The sequence below is a fragment of the Marivirga tractuosa DSM 4126 genome, from assembly GCF_000183425.1.
GTDB lineage: Bacteria > Bacteroidota > Bacteroidia > Cytophagales > Cyclobacteriaceae > Marivirga > Marivirga tractuosa.
Genome location: NC_014759.1, coordinates 2,786,622 through 2,810,887, shown reverse-complemented (window position 1 = coordinate 2,810,887; position 24,266 = coordinate 2,786,622). Strand labels below are relative to the sequence as shown.

Here is a 24,266-nt window from a genome sequence, read left to right as displayed (position 1 = left end):
ATTATGTACGAAAAGCTTAACGAGTGTCCAGTTTGTAGTGCTTCGAATTTAAAAAATCATTTGGTTGTTAAAGATCATTCCGTCAGTCAGGAAAGTTTTAACATAATGATTTGTGATAATTGCAATTTCCAATTTACTAACCCTAGACCTAGTGAAGAAGAAATAGGTAAATATTATCAATCAGAAGAATATATTTCTCATTCAGACAAAGCAAATTCTCCCATCAATTTTTTATATAAAATGGCGAGAAAATATGCCTTGGCTACCAAAAGGAGACTCATTAACTCTGTGGCTAAAGATAAAAAGGGCAGATTACTAGATTATGGATGTGGTACCGGCTATTTCCTTGAAACGATGAAAGAAGATGGCTGGAAAACTTACGGCTTAGAACCAAATGAAAAAGCAAGAGACATCGCTAAAAGCAAAACAAAGGTTAAAGCAAACATAGAAGAGCTAAATCTTAAGAACAAGAAGTTTGATATCATCACACTATGGCATGTTTTAGAACATATTCATAACATCAATCATACAATCAAGATCTTAAAAACAATCCTAAAAGAAAAAGGAAAGATTGTTATAGCAGTACCGAATATAGAAAGCTACGAACAAAGTATATTTGAAAATGACTGGGCTGCCTATGATGTACCTCGTCATTTATATCATTTCAGCCAAGACACTATGAAAACACTTATGTTAAAACACGGCCTTAAAGTAAAAAAGGTGTATCCCATGAAATTGGATGCTTATTATATCAGTTTACTGAGCAATAAATATAAATATAACAAAAATAAGTTCTTTAAATCATTCATAACTGGTTATAAATCAAATCGTTATGCAAATATTAATCGGAACAATTACTCAAGTTTAATTTACATTATCAAGAAATGATCAAAAAGTACCTAAGCTTAACGTTTATCCTAATTGTTGTCTATGCTTGTGCAACTGTACAAAGTCCTACAGGCGGTGAAAAGGATGAAAAAGCTCCAATCTTATATGAATCTAGTCCAAAAGATCAATCTACAAATTTCAAGGGGAATGAAATTAAGCTGTTTTTCAACGAATGGATGAAACTAGAACAAATCAATAAAGAACTAATCATAACTCCGAGAGCAGATATTGAATATGAAGCAGCCCTTAAAAAACAAGAGCTCACTATAGAATTAAAACAACCGCTCGAAGACTCTACCACCTATACATTTAATTTTCGGAAGGCGCTATCTGATATAACAGAAGGCAACTTATGGGAAAACCCAGTTTTAGCCTTTAGCACTGGTCCATACCTTGACTCACTTAAGGTAGAAGGTACTATCACCAAACTAATGACTCAGGAACCCGGCAAAGGATATTTGGTTGGCTTGTATGATGCAAAATCTGATACAGCCAATCTAAGAGAAGGAAAACCAGTCTACTTTACTACCACCGATGAAAAAGGCAATTTTCGGATGCAAAATCTTAAGGCCGGTAAATACTTACTTTACACATTTGAAGATAAAAATGATAATCTAATCAACAACCCCCAAGCAGAATCATATGGATTTCACTCCGATACACTCACTCTATTTGATAGCATACCACCTATAGCAATCAGCACCTACCAAAGAAATGAAGATACACTTAAGCTTAAAAAATTTAGCCCAGTAGGTAAAGATTTTATAGTGCAATACAACAAAGGCCTTTCTAGCTATGAAATCATTAACCCCAAAAATCCAGATCAACATATTTACACTAATGGTGTAGAAGCATCACAATACCTAAAAATATACAAAGAAAACTTTCCTAATTTAGAGTATGAAACCGATTCGGTTCAATTATTTATTACAGTAAAAGATTCACTTTCTCAGTCTAGAACTGACACAGTATTTTTCAAAATCAGGGAAAGTAGAATTACTAATGATAAAATAAAAATAGAGAACAAACCAAATGGCAAAACTATATCTGGTCAACAACAATTTACCTACAATCTTAGCAAACCTATTTATACTATTAATTATGACTCAATCCAATTACGAATAGATACTATACCCATCAAAACATTTAACAAAGAAGAACTACATTTCAATTTTAATAGAAAAGAAGTTCGATTGACTACTATTATTCAGGAAACTGAAATAAATCAATTAATTGATAGCTTAAAATTAGTATCTGACAGCATTCAAAATTATAATGATTCTATTCAGAACCAAAATGACAGTACTGATTCCAACATAGAAAGGAACAGCAAAAATGGTATGCCAAATAGAGACACTGGACAACTAACACGCAACGACAATAAGCCAACAACAGAAAACGCAAGTGTTCCACGTGGAAATACTACTTCGGGTACAAGTAATTATACCTTACAACTTTATACAGGTAGAGGAGCATTTATAGGAATAGAATCTGATTCTACGGACCAATCTACTACCTCTATACAATTTAAAAAAGCCGAAGATTATGGAACCATAAAAGGGGAGATTAAAAATCTAGAGTCTGATTACATTGTACAATTGCTAACAGAAAAGTATGAATTAAAAGATACAGTAATCAACAGCTCTAAGTTTCAATTCAATTATGTAGAATCTGGATCATATCGATTAAGACTAATTGAAGACAAGAATGGAAATCAGAAATGGGATGCAGGTAACCCTTTAACACTAACTCCTGCTGAAAACATATATTACTTAGAAGAAGTAATTACCGTTAAAGCTAACTGGGAAGTTATTGACAAAAACTTTGATTTTAGTGTGGATAAGACTGTTAACGAAGGTGAAGAAAATGAAGATTTATAAACATTCACTAACAAGGAACAATAGCCAAGTACGCTAAATTCCAAAAGTGTGAGTATAACTTAGGATAACTTTAATATATCGACAATTTAATCCACACAAATACTCAAACAAATTTAGATGCAGAACTTATTCACATCAAAACGATAAAGTGTTAATTCATTAAACTTCAATTGATTATAAGTTAATAAATAGCAAAGTAATACACATATAATAAAGAATACTAAACTGTAAGTCAAAATTTAATGTTTTATCCACATATCCACAGCCTTAACAATATATAATAGTTTATATATAAATAAATAATATAATATTATGTGTGTGGAGAAAGTGGATATCTAAATGAATTGAAATGAGAATATTATTTTTCACATGTTTTTATTTTGTCGCTGTAATTGCTTTACCTCAAAGTAATCAACAAATCTCTTTGGCTAATGCATATTATCAGGAAGGCGATTTGAATAAGGCAATAAGTATTTACAGGGAACTGGCCGATGAACCCCAGAACATCTCTTTTATTCACAATAATTATTTAGAGATTTTATATACAAAGCAACTTAATGATGAGACAGAAAAATATTTAAAGAAAATTAGGCGCTGGTCTCCCAATAATATCAAATATGATGTGGATTTAATTGATTATTACATAACAGTTAATGATAGTTCCACAGCAGAAAAGCAATACAAAGATGTGGAGCAAAAAGTCTTACAAAATTTAGGTTATCTCAGATCAGCGGCTCAATTTTTTATTAATAAACAGCACAGGAGCTATGCAGAGAGATTGTATTTATCTGCAAGGGAAAGAATGCGAGATCCAAATGCATTTGCCATTCAATTGGCTACACTATATCGATATAATAACCAAAAAGACAAAATGGTGAGAGAATACTTGACTTATGCACAAGAGCGACAAGGTAATTTGAGATATGTCAAGAATATGCTACAATTGTCATTAACGGAAGAAGAAGAGTTGGAGTCTTTTGTGGCATTGGTTATGGAAAATATGCAAAAGAATGACAACAAGGATTTGTATGGAGACTTGTTAATCTGGGCGCATCTGCAGTTAGAAAATTTTTACCCGGCTTTTATTCAAGCTAGGGCAATTGATAAAAGAAATCAGTTGAAAGGTGAGAACAGTATGGAAATAGGTCAGCTGGCGTATGAAAACGAAGAATATGATATAGCGGAAATGATTTTTAAATATGTAGTCGATAATTTTCCTAATTCTCAAAATTATATTCACGCAAAGCAACAATTAATAAAAACTCAGGAAATGAAAATCAAAAACCATTTTCCTATAGACACTGCAGCTATCAGAAATTTAACAGTTTCTTATCAGAATTTAATTGATCAAATTGGCTTATCGACTTATACATTGGAAGCTTATCGACAGAAGGCTTTACTTCATGCTCTTTATCTTGATGAAACGGAAAAAGCAATAGAAATGCTTAATGAAATTATTAATTACCCAAATGCAGAGCCAAATTTAATAGCCAAAGCAAAATTGAATTTAGGAGATATATATATTATTACTGATGAACCATGGGAATCAGTTCTGCTTTACTATCAAGTGGAGAAAAGTCATAAAAATGAGAACTTAGGAGAAGAAGCAAAATTGAAGAATGCAAAGCTTTCTTTTTACCGTGGTGAATTTGAATTGGCTCAGGAGCATCTTGATATTTTGAAAAATGCTACCAGACGGGAAATTGCTAACGATGCAATGGATCTAAGCATATTAATTAAAAACAACACCATTTTGGATAGTACGCAAAAGGCGCTTCGCGCCTATGCTGATGTGGATTTGATGCTTTATCAAAATAAAACGGTAAAAGCTAATCATACACTTGATTCATTAATTGAAGAATATAAAGAACATCCAATATTGGATGAATTGCTTTGGTTGAAATCTAGACTCAGCAAAGAAAAAGGGGAATATGAAATTGCTGTAGAATTGCTAAGTCAAATCGTTTTTGATATGCCTTATGGAATTTTAACCGATGATGCCCTTTTTGAAATGGCTTTGGTCTATGAAGAATTAATTGAGAATAAAGAAAAGGCTCAGGAGTATTACCAACAATTATTAACAGATTTTCCTGGCAGTATTTTCGTGGCAGAAGCACGTAAAAGGTTTAGAAAATTAAGAGGAGATTTTATTACGCAATAACATTTTTTATACTTCTATCTTTTGTTCCTCCTTCTTCAAACACCTTTTAGCTAAAACTAATAATACAATAGCCAATACAAATAATAATCCGGCAATTATGGAAATACTGTAAATCCCTTTTTCGAAATTCTGAAAGGCCAATACAAATAATGAGCTAAGCGTCACCACAAACATGAAAAACATCGGGATTAATAAAAAGCCCGCCTTCTTTCCCGATTTAATCATCCATACTGCAACAGCCAATAATGCTAAAGCCGCAAGTAATTGATTCGCAGATCCAAAAATAGGCCACAGGGTAGTGAACTCACCAGATAGTAAAAAAAGGGAAGACAAAATCACGACTACTGTGGTAGATAAAAATCTATTTTGAGTAATGCTCTGAACTTTTTCATTTTCAGTTTCCTCAAAAAATTCCTGAAAAGTAAATCTTGCCAAACGGGTGCATGTATCTAAAGTAGTTAAGGCAAAAGCCGAAATCGTAAGCGCCACAAAATTGACGGCCAAGCCTTCTTCAATTCCCAAAGAAGAAATCACAAAACCCATTCCATCGGCAAACATATTCACAGGTCCATCAGCAGATAAACTTCCTTCATAATCTGTTCGGCTAATCACCATCACAGCGCAAACAGAAATTATTGCCAAAAAAGATTCAATTAACATTCCGCCATAGCCCACAACTTTTGCATCGGTTTCTTTATCGATCTGTTTGGAAGTAGTGCCCGATGCCACTAAAGAATGAAACCCACTAATGGCTCCACAAGCAACGGTTATAAAAAGTACGGGAAATAAATACCCAATATCTTCACTTTTGAAAATGATATTACTATCCATTTTTACTTCCGGATTGGCTACAAAAACCCCAATAATTGCCAATATAATTAAGCCATATAACAAAAAACTGCTGAGATAATCTCTTGGCTGCAATAAAACCGACATGGGCGTAACCGATGCCACAAAAGCATAAGCCAATAATAATCCTACCCAAAAAACATAATTCAATTCAAATGGAATATTGTTTCCTAGTATCACAAAGTAGTACATCAAGAAGACGCCAATGATGGAAAGCCATAAGAAAGCAGGTTTTTTATGAGCTAATTTCCGGTTGAAAAATCCAAAGACAACAGCAAGCAAAATGAATAGAGCGGAAGTAGAAGCCACTCCGGGATTTTTCACAAAAGTTTTTGCAATGATATCCGCAAAAACAGCAATGATGAGAATTAAGGTGGAAAAACTGAAGATCAAAAAAAGTCTTTTGCCACTTCTGCCAATATATTGGTGGATAATGATGCCTATGGACTTCCCTTTATGCCGCAATGAAGCCACCATGCTTCCAATATCATGTACAGCACCTATAAAAATTCCGCCCACTAAAATCCAAATAACCGCTGGAACCCAACCAAAAGTAACGGCTATAATAGGGCCAACGATTGGGCCAGCCCCAGCAATCGAGGCAAAATGATGACCCAAAACCACAAGCTTATTCGATGGCACATAATCTACTCCGTCTTTTTGTGCATGGGCAGGAGTGGGTGTATCATTTTTTATATCAAATTTTTTACTGATAAACCGACCATAAGTGAAATAAGCGCTGATTAATACAATAGCTGAAAAAAGCAGTAGTAGTGGGAGACTCATATAGTTATTATTTATTGACTCTTAATAAAATAATATTAATAATTAATTTCCAATAATGGAACTATCTTCGTACTTTTGCCCTGCAAATAATAACAGCAAATTATTTGCATTATGAGCTTAGACACATCCAAATTCGTTTATGAAGCTTTAACATACGATGACGTATTATTGCTTCCAGGATATTCAGAAGTTTTACCGAGAGACACTGACACTTCCACAAAATTAACTAGAAATATAACGCTTAACATTCCTTTGGTTTCCTCAGCTATGGATACCGTAACGGAACATCATTTAGCTATTGCTATTGCATTAGAAGGTGGTCTTGGTTTTATTCATAAGAACATGACCATTGAGCAACAGGCTATGGAGGTTAGAAAAGTGAAGCGTTCTCAAAGTGGGATGATTTTAGATCCCATCACTTTGCATATCGAAAGCACCGTTGGTGATGCACTAAAAATCATGAGGGAAAATAAAATCGGAGGTATTCCGGTTGTTGATTCCAACAAAAAATTAGTAGGCATTGTCACTAACCGTGATTTAAGATTTCAAAAGGACGGTAAAGTATCTGTTGAGAAAGTAATGACCAGCGGAAAACTGATCACAGCTGAAGAAGGTATCAATTTAGAAGGTGCCGAGGGAGTCTTGCAAGAGCATAAAATTGAAAAATTACCGATTATTAATAAGTCAGGTATTTTAATGGGTTTGATCACTTATAAAGATATTCTGAAGAAAAAAGATAAACCCAATGCTTGCAAAGACGAATACGGAAGGCTGAGAGTAGGTGCAGCAGTTGGGGTTACAGGAGATATTGAAGAACGAATCGATGCTCTAGTGAAGGCCGGAGTGGACGTGGTGACCATTGATACTGCCCACGGACATAGCAAGGGGGTAATTGATACCGCAACCAGAATTAAAAAAGCCTACCCAGACTTGGAAATGATAGTGGGAAATATTGCTACACCAGAAGCAGCCAAAGCGTTGGTAGCTGCTGGAGCAGATGCCGTAAAAGTAGGTGTTGGTCCTGGAAGTATTTGTACGACCAGAGTAGTAGCCGGAGTAGGTGCGCCACAATTATCAGCAGTTTATGAAACTTATAAAGCTATAAAAGATACTGGTGTTCCGATTATTGCCGATGGCGGTATTCGTTTTTCAGGAGATATAGTGAAAGCCTTAGCTGGTGGTGCCGACAGTGTAATGATTGGTTCGCTTTTAGCAGGAACTGAAGAAGCACCAGGCGAAATGATTTTATTTGAAGGAAGAAAATTCAAATCTTACCGAGGTATGGGATCTATCGAAGCCATGAATATGGGTAGTAAAGACCGATACTTCCAAGACGCAGAAGATGACATCAAAAAATTGGTTCCTGAAGGCATTACAGGTAGAGTTCCATTCAAAGGCTTGGTTTCGGAAGTATTGCACCAAATGATAGGTGGACTAAAAGCTGGTATGGGATATTGCGGAGCAGGAAACCTTGAGCAATTGAAAGAAGCGAAATTTGTAAAAATCACTGCTGCTGGTGTTGCTGAAAGTCATCCGCACGATGTGCATGTAACGAGAGAAGCACCGAATTATAGTAGAAAATAGAGACTAGATTTTAGAATCTAGATTCTAGACATAAGAATTTTCAAAATAGCGTTGGGAGACTAACGCTATTTTTTTTGGTTAGATTGTCTGTTATTATATGTAGAATTATAATTTAATCATAGTATATAATTGAAGGATCAATGAAACAAACAACCTTATTATTAATCCCAATATTTCTTTTGGCAGCTTGTAAACAAAAAGAAATCCAAGAAATTAATTTCTCTACTGATTATAAATTCAATTCTGAAATAGAGGAGAATTTAATGAATGATACAATTCCTGGAAGATACCAAATTGCAGCATCAGAATATGCAAAAAAGGGAGATTACAAAAATGCCTTGATTCTCTGGGATTTAGGAATGCCTAGCCAGAATTGGAATTATAAGCAATCAGAAATAGATTCTATTCGTTCAAACTATTCAGTTATCAATGCTAAAGAATACATACTTCAGGAAGCTAAAAAAAATCAAGTTGTGATAATTAATGAGGCACATCATAATCCTATGCATAGAGTTTTTACAAAATCATTGCTGCAGAATTTATTCGATAATGGGTACAAAAATTTGGGTTTGGAAGCTTTAAACAATGGGGTGGATTTAGATGCAGCACTAAAGAGCCGAGGATATCCTATTCAAATAACAGGTTATTATATAAAAGATCCGCAATTTGGAAACTTGGTAAGAGATGCATTAGAAATTGGTTATGATTTGTTCGCTTATGAGAATATGGAAAAGGGAGGAGGAAAACCAAGAGAAATTGAGCAAGCCAAGAACATTCAGAAAGTAATTGAATCAAAACCAAACGAAAAATTTCTAATTCATTGTGGTTTTGCCCATCTAATGGAAGGGAATTATAGCGGATGGGAAAAAGCGATGGCTGGAAGATTAACTGAATATACTGGGATCAATCCATTAACCATTAATCAAGAAGAATATTCTGAAAGAAGTAAAACGGAATATAATCAACCACTTTTAAAGGCATTTGATATCAAAGAATCCTCCATTTTGATTGATGAAGATAATAATCCATTAAAGTATGAACGAGATGAAGCTTGGGCTGATATTGCAGTTCTGCATCCAAAAACTGAATATGTTAATAATAGACCGAATTGGTTATTTCAAAATGGAAATCAGAATGTCTCAGTAGAATTGAAGGATATTCCAATTGAATTTCCGGTTATGGTTTTGGCTTACAAAAAAGGAGAAGATATTAATGAGGCCGTGCCCATCGATATTGTGGAAGTAGAAAATAATACAGACAAATGCCATCTTGCTTTAAAGAGCGGAGGATATGAAATTGTGGTCACTAATAAAACAGAGTCTTTTAAATTTGATAAAGAGGTTCATTAACTGTTAGAAATTGTAATAGTCAACACAGATGCAATTATTTTTAACTATTTTTAATTGCCTATCTGTAATCTGATATTGCTACTTATAGGCAATTATAAAACTTACTGTTATGAATATTCATGTTGTTGAAAAATTTAAGCAATACTTCTCTCCAATAGATTTCAAGAACCAATCTATTCTAAATGAAATCTATTCGGATCATATAGTTTTTAAAGACCCCATTCACGAAATTCATGGAATTGAAAACCTCAAAGAATACTTCAATAAACTAAATGACAATCTGATAGAAGGCTCATTCCGTTTTACAGAAGAATCCATAGTGGATAATAAAGCATATTTATCCTGGGAAATGGATTTAAAATTAAAAAGACCGAAAAAGAATGTAAAAGCATCTGGAATTTCGGTGTTGATAATGGAAGATAAAATAATCAGCCAAAGAGACTACTTTGATGCCGGGGAGTTGTTCTATGAAAACATTCCTCTTTTGGGAGGAATAATCCGGAGCATAAAAAAGAAATTGTCGAAGAGATAATAAGGTAACCCAGATGAGCCACACCCCCCTTCGCCCCGCCAGCTGGCGGGGGAGCCGCATGGAATTACTTTTGTTTTTTAATTTGAACTAGTAATATTTTATCAATTTTTATTTTCTACAATAATAAATCTGTGAGACTGTCCCCTTGAGGGGACTACAGGGGTGTCGATTGACCTAGCTGATATATAGTTTTTATCAGAAAAAACATTAAATCAATTCCTATAATTTAATCTTCTCTACCTTCAATTCCGTAATAAACAACTTAAGTTTGCATTCGATATTTTAAAAAGAAAAATTTTCCATGGATAACCCATTATTAAAAAACTTTGATACCCCTTTTCAAACTCCTCCTTTTGATAAAATTGAATCCGAGCATTTTATGCCGGCTATAGAAGAAGCCATTAAAGAAGCTAAGCAAGAAATTGAGGACATCACTTCTCAAAGTACAGCGCCTACTTTCGAAAATACTTTGGAAGCAATGGAATTTGCAGGAGAAAAATTAAGCTCAGTAACTTCCATTTTATTCAACCTCAACAGTGCCGAAACCAATAAAAAAATTCAAGAAGTAGCCAGAGAAGCTTCTCCCATCTTATCAGAATTTGGCAATGACATTTGGCAAAATGCCGATTTATTTGAGCGTGTAAAAGCAGTTTACAATCAAAAGGAGCAGTTGCAGCTCGATAATGAGCAAGAAATGCTGTTGACCAAAACCTATAAAGCCTTTATCAGAAACGGAGCGGATCTGAATGAAAAGGACAAAGCCCGCTTTAAGGAAATCACGAAAAAGCTTTCCCAACTCAGCTTGACTTTTGGTGAAAATGTTCTGGCAGAAACCAATGATTATGAATTGGTGATTTCAGATGAAAAAGACTTGAGCGGATTGCCTGATTCTGCCATTCGACAAGCTGCGAATACAGCCAAGGCAAAAGGCAAAGAAGGAAAATGGGTTTTCACTTTGCAAGCCCCAAGCTTTGTTCCTTTTATGGAAAATGGGGATAATCGTTCATTGAGGGAACAGCTTTACAAAGCTTATATGTCCAAAGCCAATAAAAATGATGAGCGAGATAATAAAGCCATTATTCAGGAAATCGTAAATCTGAGAAGTGAGAAAGTCAGTCTTTTAGGCTATGATTCTTACGCAGATTATGTGCTGGAAGAAAGAATGGCTGAAAGTACCAATAAAGTGCAAGCTTTTTTGGACGACCTATTACAACAAGCCTTACCAAAAGCACAAGAAGAGGTAGCCGAAATAAAAGCATTTGTAAAAGAACTAGGTGATGACAGTGATTTACAGCGTTGGGATTGGGGCTATTATTCTGAAAAGCTGAAAAAGAAGAAATATGCCATTGATGATGAATTGCTCAGACCTTATTTCAAATTAGAAAATGTTTTGGATGGCGTATTCCAATCGGCTGAAAAATTATATGATATCCGATTTAAGGAAGTCAAAAATATTCCGGTTTATCATGAAGATGTAACCACTTATGAAGTAAGCACAACTTCAGGTGAACATGTTGCCATTTTCTATGCCGATTTTCATCCGAGAGAAGGAAAAAGAGGAGGTGCATGGATGACGACTTATCGGGATCAATACCGAAAAAACGGAGAAGACAATAGACCTTTGGTTTCCAATGTTTGTAATTTCACGCCTTCTTCACCGGGCAATCCGAGTTTATTGACTTTCAATGAAGTCACCACTTTGTTCCATGAATTTGGTCATGCGCTGCACGCCATGTTAGGTAAAGGCCGCTACGGAAGTTTGTCCGGAGCCAATGTTTATTGGGATTTCGTGGAATTGCCATCCCAAATTTTTGAAAACTGGTGTTATGAAAAAGAATGTCTCGATTTATTTGCCAAGCATTATGAAACAGGCGAGAAGATTCCACAAGAATATGTGGAGAAAATAAAAGCCAGCAGTACTTATCATGAAGCCTATGCTACCGTAAGACAAGTAAGTTTAGCACTTCTGGATATGGGGTATTTCAGTTTAGATAGAAAAGAAGCACAAAATATTAAAGATGTTGCTGAATTTGAAGGAAAAGCCATGGCGCCAACTAAATTATTTGACAAGGTGGAAGGGACTTTAATGAGCACCCAGTTCGGACATATATTTTCGGGTGGCTATGCCTCTGGTTATTACAGCTACAAATGGGCAGAGGTATTGGATGCAGATGCTTTCTCTTTATTCAAGGAAAAAGGCATTTTCAATAAAGAAGTAGCCCAATCCTTTAAAGACAACATCCTTTCAAAAGGAGGAAGCGAACACCCAATGGAATTATACAAAAGATTCAGAGGCAGAGAACCTAAAATTGAGGCTTTGTTGGAAAGGGCTGGGTTGAAATAATTTTATTTAAAATGGTCAAGTTTCTTGAAAAGCATTTTAGCTCAGCTAAGATGCTTTTTTTGTGTTGATTATTTCTAAGCAAATTTGACATCGAAAGAGAGGTCAGACTAGAAATGAAAATAATTAAATAAAAATTAGAATATTTATATTAATTTTGAGGTAGCTTTTCACGACAGAGGTTTTGTTTCTTACCAATTGATTGAAATAGAAAACTACCAGACTTTTTTTGCTGGCACTAAGTTTGATATTAAATTTTTAAATGAAATTCTATGAACAAATTATTTACATTACTATTAGTGCTTTCTTGTTTATCTGCAGTTGCGCAGACAAGCATTAAAATAAAGCCCAAGACAAAACCAGCTACGAATACTCCTACTACTGAACAAGCTACTACTACGCCCAAAGTTCGAGTAAATGGACAAGAGCAAAGAATTAAGGGAGAAAAGTTCAGTAGAAACACTTTTTATGTTAATCTCTTTGGGACTTCTGTTCCCGCATCGTTTAACTATGAGCGAATTATAACGAAGAATGGTCTAATAAATTTTGGAGCAAAAATTGGTGGCTTTTATTTTAAATTCCCAGAGTATAATGAATTGACTCTGGCAAATGCCAGCTTTGAATTTAATATGTTGGTGGGCCGAAAAAGTCATTTGTTTACCATGGGTTTTGGATGGGCTGGCTATTACGGTCAATGGTACTCCAACCGACAAGAGGAAACAAGAAACTACGGAATACCAACAAGCACCTTCTCAATGCACTATCGATTCCAAAAACCATCTCACAGTGTATTTTTTCAGGTAGGTTTTACTTCTACAACCTTATTGGGCTTTGCATCTGATGATCTGGTTGAAATGGCAATTGGAAATGCCGTGATTTACGGAATGGATTTAATATTTGGAGAAAAACCATCCTTTACTATGCCTTCTATAGGAATTGGATATTCATTTTAAATTTGATTATAAATAGCGAGTTTTAAAATTTTGAAATCCCACAAGAGCGTCTGAGAGTTTATCTGAGACGCTTTTTTGTTTCGAGTTTTAAGACTTATCAAATGGCTGGAATTTACTAAGGGTTTCACTTTGAATTTTTTATATTTGGTATGTAACTGAACTTTTAATTGACAATAGCTTGATATATTTATTTGATAATAATGTGTATCAGCAATGTTGATAGCGGAATGTTGTTACCAGTTTGAAGAAACCAGCTATTAATGATTGTAAAAAGAAAATACAAAATATCAGTATATGATATCATCGCCATTGTATCAGCAATAGGGCTGATTGGTTGGATAATTACAGACTTTTATGGCGGGATGGTTATTTGGCTCTTGTCATATTGGCTTTTAATAACTCCCATAATACTACTTTACATTTTTTCATTTTTTGACACTTTTATATCATTAGCCAGAACTGGTAAACAAACAAGTAAAGTTAAACTAAGTGCCCACGGAATTGTAATTTTTGCAATATTAGCTTTTAATCTGTATCACTCGGAAATTTTCAAATCAGCTACCATTATGAGCGCTGTTCTAAAGGATGATCTTTACCATTACCGACTGATTTTAAGGGAAAATGGAAATGTTGAAAATCAAGCTAATGGACCATTTGGTTTTTCAAAGACTTATAAAGGCAAGTATAAAATTGAAAATGATTTGATAATATTCAGCGAAAAGCCATACGAAAATAGCTTTATACCAGACACTCTATTAATCGATAAACAGCAAGGTGCGTTATTTATGGAAAAGGATGCACATGGTGATTTTCGGACTGAAAAAGAATGGCTAAACCACTTTGAAATTGAATAAAAACTGCCCAAATTATTCTGTGCTATGAAAAAACTTTTGATATTAAATATACTTCTGTTTCTTCTAATAGGTTGTTCGGATAGACCGAAACACAAATATTCAGACCTTGGAACTAAAGAAATCAACGGGACACAGCTTTATTACAAAACAATAGGAAAAGGAGAACCCATACTTGTTTTGCATGGTGGACCAGGATTAAATCACAATTATCTCTTTTCGCACCTTTCTACACTTGCTGACCATTATCAGCTAATCTTTTACGACCAACGAGCTTGTGGAAAGTCATCTTTAAATGTTGACACCAGCTCCATTACCATTGACAATTTCGTCAAAGATATTGAGGGTTTACGACAATCTTTTGGAATAAAAAGGCTTAACCTGATGGCACATTCATGGGGCGGACTATTGGCTATGAAATACGCTATCAAACACCACGAAAAGATAAAATCATTAATTCTTATTAACTCTACCGGTGCAAGTAGTGACATCAATGCCAATGCAAATCAAATCTTAGCTGACCGTTTCACGCAAGAAGACAGCATAAGTAGAGTGAATATTATCCAAATGGAGGCTTTTCAAAAACGAGATCCCAAAACAATTGAAGAGCTCATGAAAATTGGCTTTAAGCATCAATTTCATAATTCTTCCCTCATTGACAGTCTTGGTCTTGACCTTAATGAAAATTACAAGAAAACTAGCGGGCTTTTGCAAAATTTGACCAAGGACTTAATGAATTATGACTTTCATGCAGACCTAAAAGCTATCAAATCATCGACATTGTTGATTTATGGAGACGATGACCCGTTGGCCGAAACTGCAGGACAAAGAATTCATGATGCAATTGATCAATCAAAGCTTAAAATCATCGACAATTGCGGACATTTTCCATTTATTGAAAAACCACAAGAATTTAAAGAAATAATATTGAATTTTATGAACGAGAATCAATAAATATAGGTATTAATAGCACCTAAGAAAACATGGATCTAATAATGGTGGCCGCAAAGGTCATTCATCTTCGCTACCTTTGTGACGGGTGGACAGGAAACCGCCTCAAAAAGCAATACTATTCTTTCCCCTTAAACCCATCATAAAGCTTAAGCTCCCCCACTTCGGTGGATTCTCCCATTCCATTAATGGAATGATTGATGCCGCCATTGAGCCCAGCAAATGTTGAGATATGTGTTATTACTATGCCTGAATTATCAGGGACTTCCATGGCATTTTCTAACCTGACATTATTGGAGACCGTGGGCTCACCACGGAAAAAACTATAAATACCCAAGCCATAGGCATTGTGATTTTCAACGCTATCTGCAACTTTATAAGAAGCATAACCAGGCTTTCCATTATCATTCCAAAGCTCTAAGCTAGGTGGGGAGTAGGGGATTTCAGATTGGTAAAAATAAGTTCTTCCGTATTCTCCTTTCCAGAGCGTTTGATATCCTTGGAAGTGCTCATTAAACAAGGCATAGATGGTGACATGATCCCCATTTACCACAAGCCCATGCTTATTTTGTCCGTCCATCCATTCAGTTCCCGTACCATGATCGGCCCGCCATAACCAAAAATGATCGCCAATTACATAATTGCTATTGATAGTTACAGTGGTTTCGGCTTGACCAACTACCGCACCGCCAACTCGGCAATAGATATCGTGAAGAGAAATGGGATTAGCAGAAAAATCCTCATCAGAATCCTCTGTCCCAATTTGAATTAGGCTTGGAGATAAGTCTGGACCTGCATCTACCATAAAGCCGGCTAATTTTACTCCAGGGACATCATGGGTAGCCACCGCAATTTCTCCATTTTGAGGAATGAGTGTAGGTAATCCAATCCCCAGAATTACAGTATTAGGTTTTTTTATTGTTAGGGTTTCATCTAGGTCATAAATTCCTGGTGTAAACAAAATATGCTTGCCACCTGCGAGTGCTTGATTAATGGAAGTGGAATTGTCTTTATCGGGAAAAGCGATATGAAAATCAGCTATGGATATTAGCTCACCTTTTTCATCACGATTTATCCAAGAAGGACCGGAAGTTTCTTTTAGCAGTTCGGGAACAAATACCGCATAATCGCCCGATTCCGTATAAGTCAAAAATGGTTTTTCACGAACTACTGGTGTTTTGTCAATTACGGTTGTGGGTTGAGCGGGCCATGTATCATTCGGAGCGCCTTCCACTCCAACAAACACCCTGTTCCAGTTTCCGCCTTCCCACTTACCGATGCTTGAATTTCTTGTCATCCACTGCTGTCCAGTGGTTAAACCAGCCCTGCCTTCTACAACAGAATTAGCAAGTACGCCACCGCTTGCCCAACTTCCTTTATCAAAATTTATATCACCCGCAACATGCATTTTTCGGTAAGGAGCAGCTTGCGAAACTGCCCAATAAATCATTTCGCCATTTTTCGGGACAACTTTGAAATTCTCGGCACCACGCCAAAACATAGTGGTTACTTTATTGTCACTTGTAGATGAAGTGGATTGTACTGCTCCATTGATGGTAACATCATCTGGATATCTTCCTAAACCTAACGCTTGAACATAATAATCGACCGTCACATCTAAATCATAAGTTCCGGGTTTGAATAATAGTGCATATCTCTCCGAACCAAACTCATTATATTTTTGCTGCTCGTGTAATGCCTCAAGCCTCATCTTAATACTATCCAGATCCATAGAATCGTCAAATACGAGGACATTTTGACCAAATATGGAGGTATATTGAGAACTTTGTGAAACACTAGAATCTTTGTTTGAGTCAGAACATCCAGTAGTAGCTATACTTAATAACAGTATGGAGGAAAGTGAGTAGAGGTAATAGCGGATAGAAAGCATGATAAAGTAATTAAATTAGGATTTAATGTAGGTAATTATGCAACTAAAGTACCAATAAATGAACATGTTTGCAAAGTGCTAAACTTTGTTGCTAGACATGAGCAAATAGTTGCAAGAATTTTGGGAGATGAAAACTCAAGAGTGTTTACCGTTTTAATACCTTTCGAAAAGCTGTTGGTTTACTAAGGCTTTAATTTTGATGCAAAAATCTCCATAATTGAATTAAACTTTACAGGAAAACGTTAAATTTGAATAAAGGCAGATAAAATGAGTACTCAAACAATTTCAATAGATTTCCCCAATGATATTTTTTTGGCTTTAAACGAGTCAGAAACTGATTTGAAAAATAGGATAAAATTAACCTTGGCTGTAGAATTATATAAATCAAAAAAGTTGACTATTGGAAAAGCTGCTCAGCTTTCCGGAATGACACGCCTAGATTTTGAAAAGGAGCTTTCTAAAAATAAAATATCAATTTCAAATTTGACCGAAGAAGATGTTTTAGGCGATATTGAAAAATTAAAATAATGAATAACGGACTTGTCATTGCTGATGCTGGACCTATTTTTTCATTAGCAATTGTTGATAAATTAGAACTTTTGAATCAACTCTTTAATGAAATAAAAATATCAAAAGCGGTCTGGGATGAAATAACTCTTGACAAAAGCACTGAGTTTTATAATAAAATATCACTCTTTTTTAAAGATAAAGTCAGCCATATTAAAGGTTTTAATGAACTGACATTTGTTATGGATTATGGGGAATCCGAATCTGTAATTCTATATAAAGAACTTAATGCTGATTTCTTGCTAATAGATGATAAAAAGGCTAGAAATATTGCTGAAAACTTTGATATAAATTGTATTGGGACTTTAGGGATTTTGTCAGTTGCAAAAGATAAAGGCTTAATAAAAGAATTAAGACCATTATTTTTAACCTTTCTTGATAATAACAGATATTATTCGGTTAAACTATTGAATAAAATTCTACAAAGACATAAGGAACATAAAATAAAACTAAAAGCATAATAGTGCATTATTATGCGCAATATCTATACACAATCGAAAGTATTTTACTTTTTATTTTAATACGAAAGATTTGTAATTTCACTACAAACCATATATACCTGCAATTAAACTACGAACCCTCCATAAAACCCTAACCCTCCTAATTGCCACAGTCTGGCTTATAAATGGACTTGCTTGCAAAGTGCTAAATCTTGTTCCAAGGCATGAGCAAATAGTTGCAAGCATTTTGGGTGATGAAAATTCAAGATTGTTTACCGTTTTAATAGGGCTTTCTGAAATAATAATGGCAATTTGGATTCTAACAAAATTCAAATCAAAGTTGAATGCCATAGTTCAAATAATCACCGTAGCAACTATGAATACTTTGGAATTTATATTTGTCCCGGAGCTTTTGCTTTGGGGAAGATTCAATATAATTTTTGCATTTATTTTCATAAGTCTTGTGTATTATAATGAGTTCATCCTGAATAAGAAACTAAACCAGCAATCCACCCAATGAACCTTCTAAAAAATCATCCTTTTGCAGTTGAAACCTATTTTGAAAACTCTATTGTGTTGTCTTATGCTATTGCCAAAGAAGAATTGCAGGATATGATTCCGGAATGTTTAGAGCTGGATACTTTTGATAACAAATGGGCTTTTGTTGCGGTAGCCATGGTGAACACCAAAAGCTTGAGACCAAAAGGATTTCCTAAATTGTTGGGTAATGATTTCTTTCTAATTGGATTTCGGGTTTTCGTGCGCTATACCGATAAGAGAGGAAAGCGATTAAGAGGCTTATATATTTTAAAATCAGAAACCAATAAAAGGAAGATGGCTTTCTTTGGTAATATTTTTACACATTACAATTATACCACTACAGATATCAGCTATAAAAAAGAAGGTGAACTTCTTACAATTCAATCTGAAAAGTCCGCTTTAGATGTTGCGGTTAATTCCGCCAATCATGATATTAAATTACCTGAAAACTCCCCTTTTAAAGATTGTAAAGAAGCTAGGCGATTTGCCGGGCCATTGCCTTTTACTTTCACTTACAATCAGGGGAAAAATGAGGTTCTAATTATTGAAGGCGTCAGGCAAAATTGGAAACCCGAACCGCTAGAAATTCAAAAAGCAGAAGTAGGCTTTATAGAGGATAAAGGATTTAAAAATATCCATCTTGCGAATGCTTTTGTGGTGAGTAATATTCCCTATTACTGGAAAAAAGGAAAAGTAGAGCAATGGAATTAAAAAGACGGAAATTTCAAGGCGTTCTCAATATTTTAAGCTTTAATCGGCATTTTTATGTAATAGGATTAATGGTTTTAGCTTTTACTCTTGCGGCTTTGCTGTTTTTTAAAGTTCCAAATTTTTGGATTTGGATAGTGGCAGCTGCTTTTCTTTATGGACTTATTATGCCATTGGTGATTTCTGCCTATGTTTATGATTTTTCAGGTTATTACGATTTCAAATGGTTGAAAAAGCTTCATTTAAATGATCAAAAACCAAAGCAAATTGTGAATATCAATGCAGGTTTTGATGAAACGAGCTTTATACTCAAAAGCAATTTCCCAGAAGCCACTTTAAAAGTTTTTGATTTCTATAATGCAAAGCAACACACAGAACTGGCAATAGTAAGAGCACGAAAAGTCAGCATGGTATATCCTGATACACTTCAAATAAAATCTGACGAAATTCCTTTAGAAGATCAATCGGTAGATATTATTTTTTTACTTTCTGCAGCTCATGAAATCCGAACTCATAAAGAAAAGGTAGCCTTTTTGAGAGAATGCCACAGAATTTGCAAGCCAAACGGAAATATCATTACAGTTGAGCATTTAAGAGATTTCCCTAACTTTTTTGCCTTTACCATTGGCTTTACCCATTTCTTTTCAAAAAAAGTATGGGAAAAAGCATTTCAAGAAGCGGGCTTTTCTTCCTTTGAAGAAAGCAAGTTCACCCCATTCATGTCTATCTTTACTTCTCGTCCTTAATGCTATGCAAATTCATTTTCACATTATCGGAATTTTACTTGTGACACTTGCATTCGTCCACTTAATCTTCCCAAAATACTTCAAATGGAAAGAAGATTTAAAGCCATTGACTTTAATAAACAGACAAATGATGACTGTTCATACCTTTTTCATTGCACTTGTGGTTTTCTTAATGGGCTTACTTTGTCTTACTTCATCTTCAGATCTAGTAGAAACAAAATTAGGAAAGACTATTTCACTTGGGCTTGCCATCTTTTGGAGCTTACGGCTCTTAACTCAGTTTTTCGGATATTCCGCCAAACTATGGAAAGGAAAAGCCTTTGAAACTGTGGTTCATATTTTCTTTACAGGGCTATGGATATATTTAAGTTTAATATTTTGGATGAATTATTTGAGGTGAAATAAGATAAGTAGAATGGATTATGGCTCAGCAATTTCACAATCCACTAATAATTTAGTTATATTTAACTTTCACAAAAATTGCTGATATGAACCACAGCCATCTAAAATATTTATTAGTTCTGATTTTATCACTTCTTATTGCTTGCAACAGCCAAACAAAAGTTGACGGATTTAAGCTCAACGGAAAGAGCAATCTACAAATAGAAAACAAAACTTCAGAAGCTGTTACGATAGCGATTGAAAACTGGTATTTGTTGCCATGGCACGTACAAGAAATAGACACTACTATTTCAGCAGGGCAAGCCTTAGATTTTCAAATTATTACGCAAGGCAAAATTTATTTTGACTTAAAAGTTGATGGACAAAGTCATAAAGTTTTTAGCAAGCCAAATGCAAATGCCCAAAATAAATTGCTTTTATCGGACAATGGAAATTTGGAGTTTCAAGGGACATTAAAAAGCGTCAATCAATTTCTTAAGCAAAAATTTAGTACTACTGGTTCAGATTGGAAGGCAAGAGTAAGTTATACTCACGGAGATATAAGCTTTGTTAATTTGATTAAGGTAAATGATTCCATCACAGCTTTGCATCAACAATATTTAACAAAACATGAAAACGAGTTGCCAGATTGGTATGTAGAGTTTGAAGAAAAACGACTTCAATATTTAAATGCGCATTGGAAACTAAATAGCTTGATGTACAGAGTGAGAATGATGAATATGTCGGATAGTTTACCTCCAAATTTCTTAGAAAATACTGTAGGCACATTATCCATAAATGATGCTGAAATGCTAGGAAACAATCGCTATATGAATTTTTTAAGTGACTACTTAGCTTTTTTAGGCGATCCATTATACCAAAGTCCAAAACCTTCTTCTTTGGCGGAATGGATTAAGTTTTACGAAGACGGATTTGACATTGCCAAGAAAGAATTGGAAGGTGAAGTAAGGGATACATATCTAGCCTTTTCATTGGGAAATATATTGGAGAGAAGAGCATACCTCTTCCAAACTGAGTGGATAAAAAAAATCAATGATCCAAAATTACAAGAGTATGTGAAAGACCTTATGAAAGCTAATCCTATCTTACCAAAAGGCGCAAAAACACCTTACTTTTTCCTGGCGGATAGTGCTGGTAATGAATATAAGTCAAGTGATTTCAAGGGAAAGATTCTATTGATAAATTTTTGGGCAACTTGGTGCAAACCATGCATTAAAGAATTTCCAGAGGAAAATAAATTAGCTGAAAAATATAAGGATCAGCCAGTTGAAATTGTCAATATCTGCATTGATTCGGAAGAGGAAAAATGGAAATCTTATTTAAAAAAATACAATCTAAAAACCACTAATTTATATGCCAACGGAAACTGGAATGATAAGCTTCAAAAGGATTTTGGAATTCAGGGTCTCCCGCATAGCACATTAATAGATTGGAACGGAATAGTAGTAAAGAATAAATGTAGAAGGGCAAGTGAAAATATTGATCTAGTAATTGATGAGTTATTGAAAGAGAAGGCTAAAATAGATTAAAGTAAAGTAAGAAACCCATCCAATTTTAATGATTGAAAATGGGTTTTATATAATTTCTTAATAATATTAATAAAAGATTTGATTAAGCTTTAATCAAGCTTCCCCACAAAATCCTCAATAACCTTAGGATAATGTTGGTGCTCCAATTGCTGCACTTTCGCACTTAGTTGCTTGGAGCCCATTTGCGGATGAATGCTGCATTTCGCCTGGAAGATAATTTCTCCCTCATCATATTCATCATTCACTAAATGAATGGTGATACCACTTTCAGTTTCCTGATTGTTGATAACCGCTTCATGAACATAATGCCCGTACATTCCTTTTCCACCATATTTTGGTAAAAGAGCAGGGTGAATATTGATAATTCTATCAGGATATTGAGCCGTTATTTTAGGGGAAATTTTTAAAAGAAAACCTGCTAAAACCACCACATCCACATCGTGGGATTTTAGGAAATCCAAAACTGGAGCGCCATCTTCAAATTCTGATTTTGAAAAGACATGATAAGCAATGCCTGCTTTTTCTGCTCTGGCGGTCACGCCCGCATTTTCATTATTGGTTAAAATCCCAACAATTTCAATTTCTTTATTGCTCTTGAAATATTGGATGATTTTTTCTGCATTGCTGCCTGATCCGGAAGCTAATATGGCAAGTTTTTTTATTGCGGTCATGATTATAAGATTCTAAATTTAATTACACAAAAAGGTTATTTGATTATCAGGTAATTACGAACTCTTCTCATGTAATTGCCTAGTAGCTTCTATTTAATCAATTCCTTCCTTTTCAATATGGTTTCCACAAATTTCTTTTCATTCTCTGTTTTAAATACCTTATATGGAAGGTACACAAATTGAGCCTTGGAAAGCACTAAAGTAAAAGCTTTTTTCCCTACTTTGGCATTTTTAATTTGATCCCATTTAATAGGCATGCCTTGCTTAGCATTTAATTTTATTAAAATTTGCTGAGAACTGATTTCATAGGAAAGTCGCTCAAAAAGGATTTTGTATTGATCAAGCTGAGTTACTCCAGCAAATTGAATCAACCAAAAAAGGAAGTATAATAATAAAGCAATAAAAGAACCTATAAACCACCAAATGTTCGGAATCCAGGCGTAACCAGAGCAAATAGCCAAGGCAATCAAAAATACCCACCATTGTTCTTTGACGATATTCTTTAATCCAGTTTTAATGTAAGTGCCGTTATCCAGCTTATATTTTTTTGTTTTAACAAGCATTGCTGCAAAATATTAATTGTGTAAAATCTGATTTTCTGTTTGGGCTCCCCCAAACGGATTGCAAATATATTCGATTTTTATGGTTTCAGGAAACTGCTTTCAAACTCATGTCCAAACTTTTATAAGAATGCGTTAAAGCACCAACTGAAATATAGTCCACGCCTGTTTCTGCGATGGCTTTAATAGTATCTTCAGTTATGCCTCCGGATGCTTCAGTTTCGCATTTTCCATTGATTATTTCCACGGCCTGCTTCATTTCCGGGATGTCCATATTGTCCAACATAATCACATCTACTCCGCCAACAGCCAAAGCTTCTTTCACCTCATCTAAATTGCGGGTTTCCACTTCTATTCTGAGGTCTAAATTATTTTGCTTTAAATATTCCTGAGTAGATTCAACCGCTTTCGTAATTCCACCGGCAAAATCATTATGGTTGTCCTTCAGCATCACCATATCAAACAAACCGAATCGATGATTTTGTCCACCACCAATAGCCACTGCCCATTTTTCGGCAATTCTGAAATTTGGAGTGGTCTTGCGCGTGTCCAAAAGTTTGGTGGAAGTATGCTTAATTAATTCATTAAGATTATGTGTATAAGTGGCAATTCCACTCATGCGTTGCAAACAATTTAAAACCAATCGCTCAGCACTCAAAATAGAAACAGCAGAACCATGCACTTTCAAGCCAATTTCTCCAGACGTAACTTTATCACCATCCTTTTTGAAAAAATCAATTTCAAGCTTTTCATCCACAGCCTTAAAGATATGTTCAGCCATTTCCATACCTGCTAAAATACCATCTCCTTTAATAATTAATTGAGCGGTATTTTGCGTTCCAGCAGGAATAGATGCAAGCGAAGAATGATCGCCTTCCCTTATATCTTCTGCTAAAGCAGATTGAATAAATTTTTGTATGTTTTCTTTGGTTAAGTACTGGTATGCCAATGTTTAAGCGATTTAATTAAAGCTGCAAAGATACGGCTAAAATCTCGCAAAGCCGCTAACTTGTTCCGAATTTCGGGAAGCCGATGATTTTTTGCAAAGGAAAATATAATGTTTGTTATTTCAGTTTTTCCAGAATTC

22 protein-coding genes are annotated in these 24,266 nt (G+C 34.8%); 17 read left to right on the top strand and 5 right to left on the bottom strand.

Features of this window, described 5'->3' with window-relative positions:
* Positions 1-3 precede the first annotated feature (3 nt).
* From FTRAC_RS11880 to FTRAC_RS11870, 3 genes are all read left to right on the top strand, one after another.
* Entirely contained in the window at positions 4-888 is an 885-nt protein-coding gene (locus FTRAC_RS11880) for a class I SAM-dependent methyltransferase (RefSeq protein ID WP_013454498.1), read from the top strand.
* Positions 885-2,768: an Ig-like domain-containing domain gene (locus tag FTRAC_RS11875; protein ID WP_013454497.1), complete on the top strand. Its 1,884-nt coding sequence runs from the start codon at positions 885-887 to the stop codon at positions 2,766-2,768. Before FTRAC_RS11880 ends, FTRAC_RS11875 begins: the two co-directional genes overlap by 4 nt.
* Before the next feature lie 349 nt (positions 2,769-3,117).
* The gene (locus tag FTRAC_RS11870; RefSeq protein ID WP_013454496.1) at positions 3,118-4,929 is read left to right on the top strand and encodes a tetratricopeptide repeat protein; all 1,812 of its coding nucleotides are present in this window, start codon (positions 3,118-3,120) and stop codon (positions 4,927-4,929) included.
* 6 nt (positions 4,930-4,935) lie between these two features.
* Here the strand turns inward: FTRAC_RS11870 and FTRAC_RS11865 are convergent, their stop codons facing one another.
* The gene (locus tag FTRAC_RS11865; RefSeq protein ID WP_013454495.1) at positions 4,936-6,564 is read right to left on the bottom strand and encodes a carbon starvation CstA family protein; all 1,629 of its coding nucleotides are present in this window, start codon (positions 6,562-6,564) and stop codon (positions 4,936-4,938) included.
* 111 nt (positions 6,565-6,675) lie between these two features.
* On the opposite strand from FTRAC_RS11865, the gene guaB reads away from it, so the two are divergent.
* From guaB to FTRAC_RS19325, 7 genes are all read left to right on the top strand, one after another.
* Entirely contained in the window at positions 6,676-8,148 is a 1,473-nt protein-coding gene (gene guaB / locus FTRAC_RS11860) for an IMP dehydrogenase (RefSeq protein ID WP_013454494.1), read from the top strand.
* A 140-nt stretch (positions 8,149-8,288) separates the two neighbouring features.
* Positions 8,289-9,497 (top strand): hypothetical protein, encoded by a 1,209-nt coding sequence (locus tag FTRAC_RS11855; RefSeq protein ID WP_013454493.1) that lies wholly within the window; start codon positions 8,289-8,291, stop codon positions 9,495-9,497.
* A 109-nt stretch (positions 9,498-9,606) separates the two neighbouring features.
* Positions 9,607-10,029 (top strand): nuclear transport factor 2 family protein, encoded by a 423-nt coding sequence (locus tag FTRAC_RS11850; RefSeq protein WP_013454492.1) that lies wholly within the window; start codon positions 9,607-9,609, stop codon positions 10,027-10,029.
* 301 nt (positions 10,030-10,330) lie between these two features.
* Positions 10,331-12,373 (top strand): M3 family metallopeptidase, encoded by a 2,043-nt coding sequence (locus FTRAC_RS11845; RefSeq protein WP_013454491.1) that lies wholly within the window; start codon positions 10,331-10,333, stop codon positions 12,371-12,373.
* Between the two features lie 269 nt (positions 12,374-12,642).
* Entirely contained in the window at positions 12,643-13,323 is a 681-nt protein-coding gene (locus tag FTRAC_RS11840) for a hypothetical protein (RefSeq protein ID WP_013454490.1), read from the top strand.
* Positions 13,324-13,583: 260 nt separating this feature from the next.
* Positions 13,584-14,177 (top strand): hypothetical protein, encoded by a 594-nt coding sequence (locus tag FTRAC_RS11835; RefSeq protein WP_013454489.1) that lies wholly within the window; start codon positions 13,584-13,586, stop codon positions 14,175-14,177.
* A 24-nt stretch (positions 14,178-14,201) separates the two neighbouring features.
* A complete protein-coding gene (locus tag FTRAC_RS19325; RefSeq protein WP_013454488.1) occupies positions 14,202-15,128 on the top strand; it encodes an alpha/beta fold hydrolase in 927 nt (308 codons plus the stop codon).
* Between the two features lie 115 nt (positions 15,129-15,243).
* Here the strand turns inward: FTRAC_RS19325 and FTRAC_RS11825 are convergent, their stop codons facing one another.
* Positions 15,244-17,016, bottom strand: a complete 1,773-nt coding sequence (locus FTRAC_RS11825; protein ID WP_013454487.1) for a hypothetical protein — start codon at positions 17,014-17,016, stop codon at positions 15,244-15,246.
* A gap of 267 nt (positions 17,017-17,283) precedes the next feature.
* Here FTRAC_RS11825 and FTRAC_RS11820 point away from each other — a divergent pair, with 267 nt between their 5' ends.
* From FTRAC_RS11820 to FTRAC_RS19320, 7 genes are all read left to right on the top strand, one after another.
* Complete coding sequence (locus FTRAC_RS11820) at positions 17,284-17,544, top strand: UPF0175 family protein (RefSeq protein ID WP_013454486.1); 261 nt, start codon at positions 17,284-17,286, stop codon at positions 17,542-17,544.
* Positions 17,544-18,044 carry a DUF3368 domain-containing protein gene (locus tag FTRAC_RS11815; RefSeq protein ID WP_013454485.1) on the top strand — a complete coding sequence of 167 codons (501 nt, stop codon included), beginning with the start codon at positions 17,544-17,546 and terminating at the stop codon, positions 18,042-18,044. Before FTRAC_RS11820 ends, FTRAC_RS11815 begins: the two co-directional genes overlap by 1 nt.
* A 94-nt stretch (positions 18,045-18,138) precedes the next feature.
* Entirely contained in the window at positions 18,139-18,543 is a 405-nt protein-coding gene (locus FTRAC_RS11810) for a DoxX-like family protein (RefSeq protein WP_013454484.1), read from the top strand.
* Entirely contained in the window at positions 18,540-19,274 is a 735-nt protein-coding gene (locus FTRAC_RS11805) for a DUF2071 domain-containing protein (protein WP_013454483.1), read from the top strand. The genes FTRAC_RS11810 and FTRAC_RS11805 overlap by 4 nt, the downstream gene beginning before the upstream one ends.
* On the top strand, positions 19,265-20,017 hold the full coding sequence (locus FTRAC_RS11800; protein WP_013454482.1) for a class I SAM-dependent methyltransferase: 753 nt from the start codon (positions 19,265-19,267) through the stop codon (positions 20,015-20,017). Before FTRAC_RS11805 ends, FTRAC_RS11800 begins: the two co-directional genes overlap by 10 nt.
* 40 nt (positions 20,018-20,057) lie before the next feature.
* Positions 20,058-20,417, top strand: a complete 360-nt coding sequence (locus FTRAC_RS11795) for a hypothetical protein (protein ID WP_245545958.1) — start codon at positions 20,058-20,060, stop codon at positions 20,415-20,417.
* Positions 20,418-20,505: 88 nt separating this feature from the next.
* Complete coding sequence (locus FTRAC_RS19320; RefSeq protein WP_013454480.1) at positions 20,506-21,948, top strand: TlpA family protein disulfide reductase; 1,443 nt, start codon at positions 20,506-20,508, stop codon at positions 21,946-21,948.
* Between the two features lie 89 nt (positions 21,949-22,037).
* Here FTRAC_RS19320 and purN read toward each other — a convergent pair whose 3' ends face one another.
* The 3 genes from purN to nadC form a co-directional block, all read right to left on the bottom strand.
* On the bottom strand, positions 22,038-22,619 hold the full coding sequence (gene purN / locus FTRAC_RS11785) for a phosphoribosylglycinamide formyltransferase (RefSeq protein WP_013454479.1): 582 nt from the start codon (positions 22,617-22,619) through the stop codon (positions 22,038-22,040).
* Between the two features lie 89 nt (positions 22,620-22,708).
* Entirely contained in the window at positions 22,709-23,182 is a 474-nt protein-coding gene (locus FTRAC_RS11780; protein WP_013454478.1) for a YcxB family protein, read from the bottom strand.
* An 85-nt stretch (positions 23,183-23,267) separates the two neighbouring features.
* Entirely contained in the window at positions 23,268-24,128 is an 861-nt protein-coding gene (nadC, locus tag FTRAC_RS11775) for a carboxylating nicotinate-nucleotide diphosphorylase (protein ID WP_013454477.1), read from the bottom strand.
* Positions 24,129-24,266 lie beyond the last annotated feature (138 nt).

Coding starts and splice junctions, on each gene's coding strand:
- FTRAC_RS11845 (WP_013454491.1), top strand. CDS start 10,331: ATGGATAACCCATTATTAAAAAACTTTGATACCCCTTTTCAAACTCCT.
- FTRAC_RS11865 (WP_013454495.1), bottom strand. CDS start 6,564: ATGAGTCTCCCACTACTACTGCTTTTTTCAGCTATTGTATTAATCAGC.
- FTRAC_RS11780 (WP_013454478.1), bottom strand. CDS start 23,182: ATGCTTGTTAAAACAAAAAAATATAAGCTGGATAACGGCACTTACATT.
- FTRAC_RS11850 (WP_013454492.1), top strand. CDS start 9,607: ATGAATATTCATGTTGTTGAAAAATTTAAGCAATACTTCTCTCCAATA.
- FTRAC_RS11855 (WP_013454493.1), top strand. CDS start 8,289: ATGAAACAAACAACCTTATTATTAATCCCAATATTTCTTTTGGCAGCT.
- FTRAC_RS11815 (WP_013454485.1), top strand. CDS start 17,544: ATGAATAACGGACTTGTCATTGCTGATGCTGGACCTATTTTTTCATTA.
- FTRAC_RS19320 (WP_013454480.1), top strand. CDS start 20,506: ATGAACCACAGCCATCTAAAATATTTATTAGTTCTGATTTTATCACTT.
- FTRAC_RS11835 (WP_013454489.1), top strand. CDS start 13,584: ATGATTGTAAAAAGAAAATACAAAATATCAGTATATGATATCATCGCC.
- FTRAC_RS11840 (WP_013454490.1), top strand. CDS start 12,643: ATGAACAAATTATTTACATTACTATTAGTGCTTTCTTGTTTATCTGCA.
- FTRAC_RS11875 (WP_013454497.1), top strand. CDS start 885: ATGATCAAAAAGTACCTAAGCTTAACGTTTATCCTAATTGTTGTCTAT.
- FTRAC_RS11825 (WP_013454487.1), bottom strand. CDS start 17,016: ATGCTTTCTATCCGCTATTACCTCTACTCACTTTCCTCCATACTGTTA.
- FTRAC_RS11870 (WP_013454496.1), top strand. CDS start 3,118: ATGAGAATATTATTTTTCACATGTTTTTATTTTGTCGCTGTAATTGCT.
- purN (WP_013454479.1), bottom strand. CDS start 22,619: ATGACCGCAATAAAAAAACTTGCCATATTAGCTTCCGGATCAGGCAGC.
- FTRAC_RS11880 (WP_013454498.1), top strand. CDS start 4: ATGTACGAAAAGCTTAACGAGTGTCCAGTTTGTAGTGCTTCGAATTTA.
- guaB (WP_013454494.1), top strand. CDS start 6,676: ATGAGCTTAGACACATCCAAATTCGTTTATGAAGCTTTAACATACGAT.
- FTRAC_RS11820 (WP_013454486.1), top strand. CDS start 17,284: ATGAGTACTCAAACAATTTCAATAGATTTCCCCAATGATATTTTTTTG.
- FTRAC_RS11800 (WP_013454482.1), top strand. CDS start 19,265: ATGGAATTAAAAAGACGGAAATTTCAAGGCGTTCTCAATATTTTAAGC.
- FTRAC_RS11805 (WP_013454483.1), top strand. CDS start 18,540: ATGAACCTTCTAAAAAATCATCCTTTTGCAGTTGAAACCTATTTTGAA.
- FTRAC_RS19325 (WP_013454488.1), top strand. CDS start 14,202: ATGAAAAAACTTTTGATATTAAATATACTTCTGTTTCTTCTAATAGGT.